Below are 10616 nucleotides of genomic sequence, written 5' to 3' on the forward strand. Positions count from 1 at the left end.
CGCCAGTCGCTCATGGGGGAAACCCCCAAGACCGCGCTGGCTCACCTTTTCCCCAGACCCAATGCCGAGTTAAAAATCGTTCACCGAGCAGTATTGGGAGTGTGGAGAGTGTGGAGGGTAATTTTTTGGATACTTAGCTAGAAATCCCACACAAAATTTCGTTCACCCCTGCAAAATCTTCAAAGGTTACTAGTTTTGGTATGGCTTGAGTCATAAATTGTTACCTTGGCAACTACTTAACCCATACAGCAATCTTATCTTAGGAGTATATTAATATAACTATTTGACATCACTCTGGTAATCGCTCTAACGCCTCCCGTGCGATCGCCCCCCAATATTCATCTTTATACTCAACATATATCTCCAACGCTGTCTGCAAATTAACCCTCGCCTCTGGGTAATTTTCTTCTGCTAGTGCAAGGGTTCCTAAAGTGTGGTAAGTGAGTGCTTGGGAATAGCGATCGCCAGATTCAATTTTAGGCGATCGCTGTGCGACTCTACATTTGATAAAACTTTACTGATTGTCTTAGCAAATTTAGTGCTTTTTTATACTTTGTATTTATAAATAACACTGCTAGGATTAAAGTTAAATATTTGGGAGAAAAAGTTTTGATAAAATCAAATTCATAGTTTATTGTCAATACCCCAAAGGGCACACATGAGCAAAGTAAAGTTTATTTACTATCAGCTAAGTAGGTTGGCATAATCAAATCAAACAATGTTCAGACAAATAATTTCGGCTAAAATCCTTATTATTGTCTATTGCCAAGGATACTGATTGACGTTGACTTACTTAATTGCCATTAAGTGATTCAAAAGATGCTAAAAGTTGTTTACAAGTAACGACACGGAGTTGATACTAAAAAATAGTACACTTAATCAATTAATATGAATTTCAGTGAAAAAACTGAGTATTCGCAGCTTCTGTAAATTCTGACTCCATAGGCTTGTGTGTTGTTCAAATATTTGAAACAATAGCTAAAGAATCATCAGTGTGCTGATTTATTAATTGTTATTTCTGATTACTGAGTCATTAATTGTCGATAAGATAGTAGTTTCACATAGCAATAGCTAAAATTTTTTGTTTCTCTTTCCTGAAGTCTTCTAGCCAGGATTCAGGAGTCAAGCCGGAAAAGTTTCTTTTGAATCAGTCAGTGATGGAAATGCAGAAGATTTAGAATATTAATGGTTTGATAGCTGACTGATTTTGTTGAATTTATTAAGCTTGGATTCTAAAGCCTTCTTATATTATGTCCGCATAATTAGTTATGATTCCCACAGTATTGCACCCCAAAGAGCCAAAGCTACGCTTTGTCTACCCTCCCGAAGAGCGGGGAGGGGATTAAGGGGTGGGGTTTTTCGGGTTTAATAAGTAATCAAGGGGACATGATATTACTTCTGACTTATAAAATTCTAAATTCATAGTTGTGATATCTTCTGTTTCCTCTAAATCCTCATTTTGCAAGTTCGGCTTCAAGCCTGCTCCCACACCACAATGAAAGACCAAGTATTAGACCGGATTTTAAATAAATCTTCTTTCCCACACAAATTTGAACGCTTGGAAGTGGACGATAATTTTTGCATTATTGATACATCGGAGCAAGTACAACGGTTTGCACATCGACCTGAGGAAATGACACGGGGTAAAGATATCCGGCTAAGCTTTCCGGAATTGATTGGACTGGAAGATATTTTAAAAGCTATTTTGTACGGCAAGCAAGAATTGTTTGAACTACAAGGAATTAGACGAGGTTTAAATCAACCATCTCATTTATATATAAATATATATATCATCCGCGAACAATATGACAATTTTCAAAATAGTTTAATCGTACTAATTGAGGATGTGACTGATAAAATTGTTTTAAAACACAAATTGTTACACCAAACGAATGAAGCAAATTTGTTATCCAGTGCTTTGATAAATTGTAAAAGTTATATGGAGCAAGTAATCGCTTCAATGCCAGATGCTTTTTTAGTAACTAGTAACTTTGGCAAAATCATCAAAGTCAATCATGCTGCTGAAGAATTATTTGGTTTTAGTCAGGATGAATTAATCAATCAACCTATTTCATTAATAATTGACGACCAAGTAGTCATAAAAGCAATTTATCAGCATTTTGCTGCTCAGCAAAATTTTCAGAATTTAGAGGTAGTTTGTAAAACTAAAACACGAGAAAAGCGCTTGATTGCTTTTTCCTGTTCGGTAATTTCTCAAGGAACAGAAAGTTTAGAAGATATTGTTTTTATAGGTCGAGACATTACTACTAGACAGCGCCGAGAACAGCGTACAAGTGCCCAGTATACTATCACTCGCATCTTATCAGAATCACAGAGTATCAAGCAGGCGATTCCTCAAATTTTGCAGTCGATGTGTCAAAATCTGGGATGGGATTTAGGAGAACTTTGGACGCCAAGCCAATATATCGGTACTTCGGTGAAAATACACAATGTTAATGCAGTATTAAGGTGTGTAGAAATTTGGTCGAGTCGATTAGTTTCCGGGAGAGAGTTTAAAGGAGTTACATGGCAAACTACATATACTCCTGGTGTTGGCTTACCTGGTGAAATTTGGATTCGACGATCGCCCCTATGGACTGAGGATATCACACAAGATGGAGACAAAAGGCGATCGCCAGCTGCTGCTGAAGCTGGATTACATGCAGCTTTTGGTTTTCCCATCTTAGACGATAATGAAATCTTAGGAGTGATGGTTTTCTTGAGCCGAGACATCCAAGCAAAAGATACAGAACTATTGGAAATGGTAGGTTCTATTGGTAGCCAAATCGCTCAGTTTATTAAACGCAAGCAAGCAGAAATCGCTCTTGTTGAAAGCGAACAAAGATATCGAGATTTATTTGAAAATGCAAATGATTTGATTCAAGCTGTGAATGCTTACGGCCGTTTTTTATATGTCAATCGCGCATGGCGAGAAGCTTTTGGATATGATGAAATTGAAATTGCTTCTTTAAACGTTTTTGATATTATACATCCAGAGTTTAGACAATACTGTTGGCAAAAGTTTTATCGCGTGCTTTCCGGAGAAAAACAGGAGCAAATCAAAGCCGGATTCATTACCAAAAACGGTGAGACAATATTTTTAGAAGGTAACATTAACGGTAAATTCATCGAAGGTCATCCAATTGCTACTCATGGAATTTTTCGCAATGTTACCCAGTAATTAGCAGCAGAAAAAAGCGAATAGGGTATTGGGAAAGGGAAAGGGGTAAGGGGAAAAGGGGAAAGATAAAATTTATTCTTTTTCCCTTTTCCCTTTTCCCTTTAACCTTTCCCCCCCATCCCCCACTCCTATGTATTCGGAATCAACCTACCGCAAGGATAAGTGGCTGTCGGCTGTGAAGCATTTTCAGCTACGGCTGCTGGAACTCGTTCTGATGGTTGGGTTTTGGCTGCTAAATAATCTGTTTGCAGTTTCTTTAAAATGTCTTCTCGTTTGTCATACAGGCGTTTTAGAGGACGAGGTTGGCATTTGTTGAGGACGTATGCTGTGATCAGTGGTAGGGCGATGGTACTATCGGTATAACAAACAATTGTGTTAGGTAATTCTTCTGGGTCAATTTTACCCCAGCTTACTGCTTCTGATGGAGTTGCCCCGGACAAACCACCGGTATCTGGACGAGCATCGGTAAATTGTACAAAGTAATCATGTCCGCGTTCTTCTAGTCCTAAGACTTCGTGAATTTGCGGTTGTGTTTGTAGCAAAAAGTTTTTTGGACTGCCACCACCGAGAATGACGGCGGCGCTTTTACCTTCTCCTTCACGGGCATTGTAAGCGATCGCTGCTGTCTCATTCACATCAATGGCAGGGTCTAATATTAATTGCGAACCTTCCAAGGCCAAAGCTGCTACGTTCATGCCAATAGAACTATCTCCGGGAGAAGAAGTATAAATTGGTACGCCATATTCATAAGCGGTAGCCAACAAGCAAGAATTTTGTACCCCTAATTGCTTTTCTACTTCCCGGACATACTTCCCTAGTAAATAGTGAAACTCAGCAGTTCCCATACGTTTTTGGAAAGGTTCTGCTTGCAGAATTTTGCGAATAAAAGCATCGGTTTCCAGCAGTACATCGTAGCCAAAAATAATGTCATAAATCCGGATTGTACCTTGTTGGCGGAGTTTCACATCATCTAAAAACGGATTCCCAGCAAACAGTTCAAAACCCAAACCATAATGCATATCGTGGTAAAGATTTGCACCAGTGCTAATCATCCAGTCAATAAAGCCGTTGCGAATTAAAGGTGCAAGTGCTGAAACCCCAAATCCTGCTGGTGTCATTGCACCGGAAAGGCTAACTCCCACTGTGACACCTTCTGTTAGCACCTCACGACTAAGTAGTTGGCAGATTTCGCGCAAACGTGCTGAGTTGTACGCAGTGAAGTATCTATCAATTAAATCCACCACGCCAATATCATTAGATATAGGTGTGGGTGAGATTTTTTGACCCAGCTGTTTAGACATTTTGGCACTCCTGAACAGTAATACGCCGAATCTAATGTTATAGCAAAGTACTGGTTTCGGAGTTGGAAGTTAAGAATTATACTAATTTGTTGAAAAAGGGCAATTAATTAAAATAATGAGTATGAAAACTCGATAGAACAATGAAATTTTAATTGATATAAATTTAACTTGAATCTAGACTGTTTGATAATCTTCTTTTAATGTTGATTGTTGACAGTTAACCGTCAACAGTCAACAGTCAACAAACTTGACATATAACCGTGCAATTTAAAAGCCCAATAGCTGATTCTTCCCTTTGATAGAAGTTAGAAGCAGGCAGGTTTTTCAAGATTTGAGTTAGGACTTACCCAGCGAGGTGATAAATCTGCATGACTCAAGATATCTTTGAATTACCGGGCCCAGAAACAAATTCTATTGTGGGTAGTCTGCTTGATTTTGGTCGCGACCCTTTGGAGTTTTTAACAAAATGCGCTCGTGAATATGGTGATATTGTACCTATACGTTTAGGATTAACCCCGGCTTGTTTGTTAACTAATCCTAGCTATATTGAGCAAGTACTCAAAGACACAAATTTATTTGTTAAAAGTCGTTCTTTATATGCCTTGAAAACCTTATTAGGTGAAGGACTTCTCACTAGTGAAGGAGATTCTTGGTTTCGCCAACGAAGATTAATCCAACCTGTATTCCACCAAAAGCGGATTGCTACCTATGGCGATATTATGGTGGCTTACACCGAACAAATGCTTGATACTTGGCACGATGGCGAAACCCGTGACGTTCACAAAGATATGATGCGTTTGACATTAAATATTGTGATGAAAACAATATTTAACCGCGACCTCGCCGAGGAACAAGCGCAAGATGTCGCCCATGCATTAGATGTCACATCACATTGGTTTGAAAGTAAACGGCAACAAAATTTTATCTTCTGGGAATGGTTTCCTAGACCGGAGAATATTCGCTACAAAAATGCCATCAAGCAGATGGATAAAACTATTTATGAAATTATAAGTCAACGGCGTGCAAGTGGTGAAAATCCTGGGGATTTGTTATCAATGTTAATGGCAGCAAAAGATGAAGAAGATAGCAGCCAAATGAGCGATCGCCAATTGCGAGATGAAATCGCAACTTTAATGTTAGCAGGACATGAAACCACATCCAATACTTTAACTGGAGCATGGATACTTTTATCTCGCTATCCCGAAGTACGTACTCAATTATTAGCAGAATTACAACAAGTTTTGGCAGGGCGTTCTCCGACAATTGCAGATATTCCCAACTTGCGCTATACCGATATGGTAATTAAGGAGACGATGCGAATATTTCCTCCTGTGTACAACATGGCGCGTAAAGCTAGCCAAGATTGTGAAATTGGCGGTTATCAAGTGCCACAAGATTGTACAATTATGATGAGCCAATGGGTAATGCATCGCCATCCTCGTTATTTTGAAAACCCAGAAGTATTTAAACCAGAACGCTGGGCTAATGATTTTGAGAAAAAGCTACCAAGAGGAGTTTACTTTCCCTTTGGTGATGGCCCGCGCACTTGTATTGGTAAAAGTTTTGCCTTGATGGAAGCAGTTTTATTATTAGCAACCATCGCCCAAAAATTTGAATTAAACCTTGTACCAGACCATCAAATTGTTCCTCAAGCTTCAATTACCCTACGTCCAGCAACGGGGGTGAAAGTAACCGTGAAGCAAACTACAACCCTTAGCACAGTGTAGTAGCATGTCAAGGCTAAAATGTTGCAATAAACAATGTTTTTAGTTGCGCCTTAGCAACTCCCAAACAATAAAGCTAATGCACAACTTTAGTCTAGACACGCCAGTAGTAGCGTGGCAAGCCTTAAATGTTGCAATAGATTTTATTGTGGGATGGGTGTCCTCACCCGTCTGGGCAGGATGCCCACCCCACAAGAGTCAAGCTGATGCACTATTTTAGCTGTTTCAGTCCACTACATTAATTTTATTTTCACTTGATAAATAACCCCTCAAATAGGATTGCTGTAACTATTCGTGGTAATCGTTGACTGTCAACCGTCAACCATCAGCTACGAGTCAATGTGCAATTTTTATCTGGAACAACTTATAAGTGATTGTTGAAACTTGATGTTCACATATAAGTTTTGTCGTTTCTTGTGGAATTCTATGAATTCAGTAATGTCAGAAAAATCTCATATTTGACCAGTAAAGTTGCAGATTTTTTGGGGATATTTTGGGGTTAATTAAAAACCACACTTTTTCCATCGGATTTGGGTGCAAAAGACAGTAAATTGAGAGGCATATATTTTAAAATTTTTGCTGGATAAGGATTTTGGTTTGTGTGATATTGCCTCGCTATTAATTGAATTGAGGAAATTAGACACTGAAATTAAATTCCCACTTTTTCTTGTGTCTATGTGGTTTTTCGTAAATTCAGAGTTTTCAATAGAGATAATTTTCAGTTGAACTGACGTAAATTAATTGTGTAGAAAGCGGCAAGTTAAACTGATACGTCTTATGAATAACAATATTTTTCACACCACATCTTCTCCAGTTACTATTGCAATTATTGGTGGTGGTTTAAGTGGTTCTTTGGTTGCAGCTAATCTTTTACGTCATGCAACTACGCCATTATTTATTAAATTGATTGAACGGAATTCCGAGGTGGGAAGAGGTGTTGCTTACGGAACATCAGTGGATTGTCATTTGCTGAATGTGCCAGCTGGTAAAATGAGTGCCTTTGCAGATGAACCAAATCACTTTCTCGATTGGTTGCACAACAACGGACACCAACAGGTAACAGCATGTACCTTTGTTTCTCGTCGGGTTTATGGGGATTATGTCCAAGCTACTTTAAAGGCAGCAGAGAAAAATGCATCGGTGAATGTGCAATTAGAGAAAATTGTAGATGAAGCGATCGCCATTGAAACAAAATCCTCCAGCACAATCATATATCTCAAGAGCGGCCAATGTTTGGATGTACAAAAGGCTGTACTAGCTTTGGGGAATTTCCCAGCAATTCTACCCAAACCAATTGCCAATTTAAACCAGCAATATGTCAAAGATGCTTGGGCGAGTCATGCGATCGCTGACTTAAATTCAAAAGATGCTATCCTCTTGGTGGGCACTGGTTTAACAATGGCAGATACCATAGTTGCCTTACGCCAGCAAGGTTTTGCAGGAAAAATCCATGCCGTCTCCCGTCACGGATTAATGCCTTGTCGCCACAAATCAACACCTCCTTACCCAGCATTTATTAATGTCGAAACTGCACCAAAAACCGCAAGAGGACTGCTAAATCTAGTACGTCAAGAACTACGGACACTTACCCAAGAACAAGATTGGCGTAGTGTAATCGATGCCATTCGTCCAGTTACTCAACAATTGTGGCAAGCATTACCATTACCAGAACAAAAGCGATTCTTACGCCATGTGAAAGCTTATTGGGAAGTTCACCGCCATCGCATTGCTGAAGAAATTGCCCAAACACTTGATGCTGCAATGGAATCTGGTCAACTCATGCATTACGCAGGTCGAATTCAAAGCTGTCAGCAGTGGGAAAATGGCGTAGATGTGAAAATCTGCGAACGTGGGACACACAAAGATATGGTTTTGCGAGTCAACCGGATTATAAATTGCACCGGCGCAAATTGCGATTACCGCAGATTGCAATATCCATTGGTAGCCAGCTTACAAGAACAACGCTTGATTCGTCCCAATTCATTATCAATGGGAATCGACACCACCGCCAATGGTGCGCTAATAGATGCAGATGGTAAAGCATCTCAAATGTTGTACACCTTGGGGACACCACGCAAAGGCAATCTTTGGGAAACCACCGCAGTTCCAGAAATTCGAGTTCAAGCAGCAACTTTGGCGCAGGAGTTACTGAAATCCATCAAGCCTCATGCTACTGCTGGTAAAAAGGACTGGGGACTAGCGACTAACAATTGGGGAAGTTTCCTCATCCAATCCCCAGTACTCTCCTCGCCACCACCAGCCCAAGAAAACTTATCATCGTTGAGGAAACCTGTTATGTTATTTCGTCAACTGTTCGATAAAGAATCGAGTACCTATACTTATTTAATTGCTGACCCAGAAACAAAAACAGCCATTTTAGTTGATTCTGTATTGGAACAAGTTGAACGGGATTTAAAAGTTTTGCAACAATTGGATTTGACCTTGCGCTATTGTTTAGAAACTCACATCCATGCCGACCACATCACTGGCATAGACAGACTCAGGTCGTTGACTGGTTGTTTCGGTATTGTACCTGAAAACTCAGCAGTTACCTGTGCAGACCAATACATTGGCGATGGTGATATTTTGCAATTGGGTAGCGTGCAAATTCGAGCGATCGCTACTCCTGGTCATACTAACAGCCACTTGGCATACTTAGTCAACGACACACATCTGTTAACGGGAGATGCCTTATTTATTGGCGGTTGCGGGCGTACCCACTTCCAAAGTGGTGACCCTGGCGCATTATATGATGCTGTGACTCAAAAACTGTTCGCATTACCAGAAGACACCTTAGTATATCCCGCTCACGACTACCAAGGACGGACAGTATCCACCATCGGCGAAGAAAAGCGCTGGAATCCCCGCTTTGCTGGACGTACCCGCAGCCAATTCATCGAACAAATGAACAACCTCAACTTACCCAAACCGAAAAAAATATCAGAAGCCGTACCCGCAAATCAACAATGTGGCAGAGTTTTACTTGTACTGGACTACCAAATTTGAAAATTTGCGTTGACTGATGACTATAAAAACAGACTAGGGGACTTCCAAATAAAAATATCCCATCACTTTGAGAGTGCAGGGGGAAGAAAAGTTGTTTTGAAGAGTGAAATTGATTAATTTATTTTTTGGAGTTACCAAAATTCCTCTCAAAATAAAGACAGTTATCTACTCTCAGATCGACGGTAGACGTGATATTGGATGCTGTTTAAGATGAGAGCGATCGCACCAACTCCAATCATATAATACTTATTCAAGAGTCCCCTAATTTCACCGTAGTCACGCAAAAATTCTCCAGATTAGCCACCGCTCTTGCTAACGAAGGCACTGTTGCCGCGCCTCTCTATATATAGATATTAATATCTGGACTATTTTTCTACCTCCAAAGATTATCAAAAAATATTACATTTCTGTATCCAAAACTGAAACAGATTTACGTGCTTATGTATCTTCATAATAGAATCAAAAACAAATAAGTACTTATAAAGTTATGTCAATAAATTATTTATTATTCGAGAAATATGCGAGAGCTTTTATCTCATGAAACTAGCTGAGATAAATAAAGATTGGAACGCTTTATAAACTTATATGTGTAACCTAAAGAGAAAATTTATAAAGTAAATCTTAAGTAGACTGCGTTAGTAACCGACTGCTATATAAAATGGTGATTAATAGCGCTCATTTCATATTGTTCGTGACAAATAATCTTGAAATATGCGCCTAACACATCCTACAATAATTTTCTTTTTATTTTATAAATACCCTCAATGTCGCACATAGCGAAAAAATTAGATCGTAATTTAGAAAAATTGTATATTTCAAGTTGAAAATTGTTGTCAAGTCATTAAATTAATTAAGTAGGGGATATGGATAAAGACAGTTACGGTGATAATTACCAAAATCATCTTTTAGAACAATATAAGCTTTATGTGGAAATGGCAGACAGAATTAGTGCCAGAAGAGTTCAAATTAATAGTTTTTACATAACTTTATTATCTGGGTTACTTGCTATTATTTCTGTGTTTGGCAACAAAGACTTTCTGTCTAAATTACAAAATACCAGACTACAATATATTAGTTTATTTCTACTCGGATTACTAGGACTGATTTTATGTTTTATTTGGCACAGCAATATCATCTCATATAAACAATTAAATTCTGCAAAATTCAAAGTTATTAGTGAAGTAGAAAAAAACTTGCCTTTTGCTATTTATGAAAGAGAATGGGAAATTTTAAAAAAGGATAGAGAATACAAAGTATATCTCGAACAAACTCTAGTGGAAAAATATGTTACTTTTATTCTTGCAATCCCGTATTTAATTTTGTCAATCTATTCATTATTTGCTTTGATATAATAAATTTATTATATTAAAGCAAATTTTTGATAAAAATTTAAATTATATATAC

The 10616-nt window shown here is 38.6% G+C and carries 7 protein-coding genes; 5 read left to right on the top strand and 2 right to left on the bottom strand.

Annotated elements, in window-relative coordinates; translation table 11 throughout:
• Positions 1-289: 289 nt before the first annotated feature.
• Positions 290-475: a hypothetical protein gene (locus tag GNE10_RS36590; protein WP_397326349.1), complete on the bottom strand. Its 186-nt coding sequence runs from the start codon at positions 473-475 to the stop codon at positions 290-292.
• Here GNE10_RS36590 and GNE10_RS36150 point away from each other — a divergent pair.
• Together GNE10_RS36150 and GNE10_RS25290 are read left to right on the top strand one after the other, a co-directional pair.
• Positions 434-565, top strand: coding sequence for a hypothetical protein (locus GNE10_RS36150; RefSeq protein WP_260447036.1), 132 nt, complete (start codon positions 434-436; stop codon positions 563-565). The genes GNE10_RS36590 and GNE10_RS36150 overlap by 42 nt on opposite strands.
• Before the next feature lie 930 nt (positions 566-1495).
• On the top strand, positions 1496-3181 hold the full coding sequence (locus GNE10_RS25290) for a PAS domain S-box protein (protein WP_185567709.1): 1686 nt from the start codon (positions 1496-1498) through the stop codon (positions 3179-3181).
• A gap of 128 nt (positions 3182-3309) precedes the next feature.
• Here GNE10_RS25290 and speY read toward each other — a convergent pair whose 3' ends face one another.
• Positions 3310-4482 carry a homospermidine biosynthesis protein gene (gene speY / locus GNE10_RS25295; RefSeq protein WP_185567712.1) on the bottom strand — a complete coding sequence of 391 codons (1173 nt, stop codon included), beginning with the start codon at positions 4480-4482 and terminating at the stop codon, positions 3310-3312.
• Between the two features lie 368 nt (positions 4483-4850).
• Between speY and GNE10_RS25300 the strand changes: the two genes are divergently transcribed.
• The 3 genes from GNE10_RS25300 (at position 4851) to GNE10_RS25310 (ending at position 10564) form a co-directional block, all read left to right on the top strand.
• On the top strand, positions 4851-6209 hold the full coding sequence (locus GNE10_RS25300; protein WP_185567714.1) for a cytochrome P450: 1359 nt from the start codon (positions 4851-4853) through the stop codon (positions 6207-6209).
• Between the two features lie 774 nt (positions 6210-6983).
• Entirely contained in the window at positions 6984-9212 is a 2229-nt protein-coding gene (locus tag GNE10_RS25305; protein ID WP_185567716.1) for an FAD/NAD(P)-binding protein, read from the top strand.
• 863 nt (positions 9213-10075) lie between these two features.
• Entirely contained in the window at positions 10076-10564 is a 489-nt protein-coding gene (locus tag GNE10_RS25310) for a hypothetical protein (RefSeq protein ID WP_185567718.1), read from the top strand.
• Positions 10565-10616: the final 52 nt, after the last annotated feature.

The organism is Nostoc sp. 2RC (genome assembly GCF_014222165.1).
GTDB lineage: Bacteria > Cyanobacteriota > Cyanobacteriia > Cyanobacteriales > Nostocaceae > Nostoc > Nostoc linckia.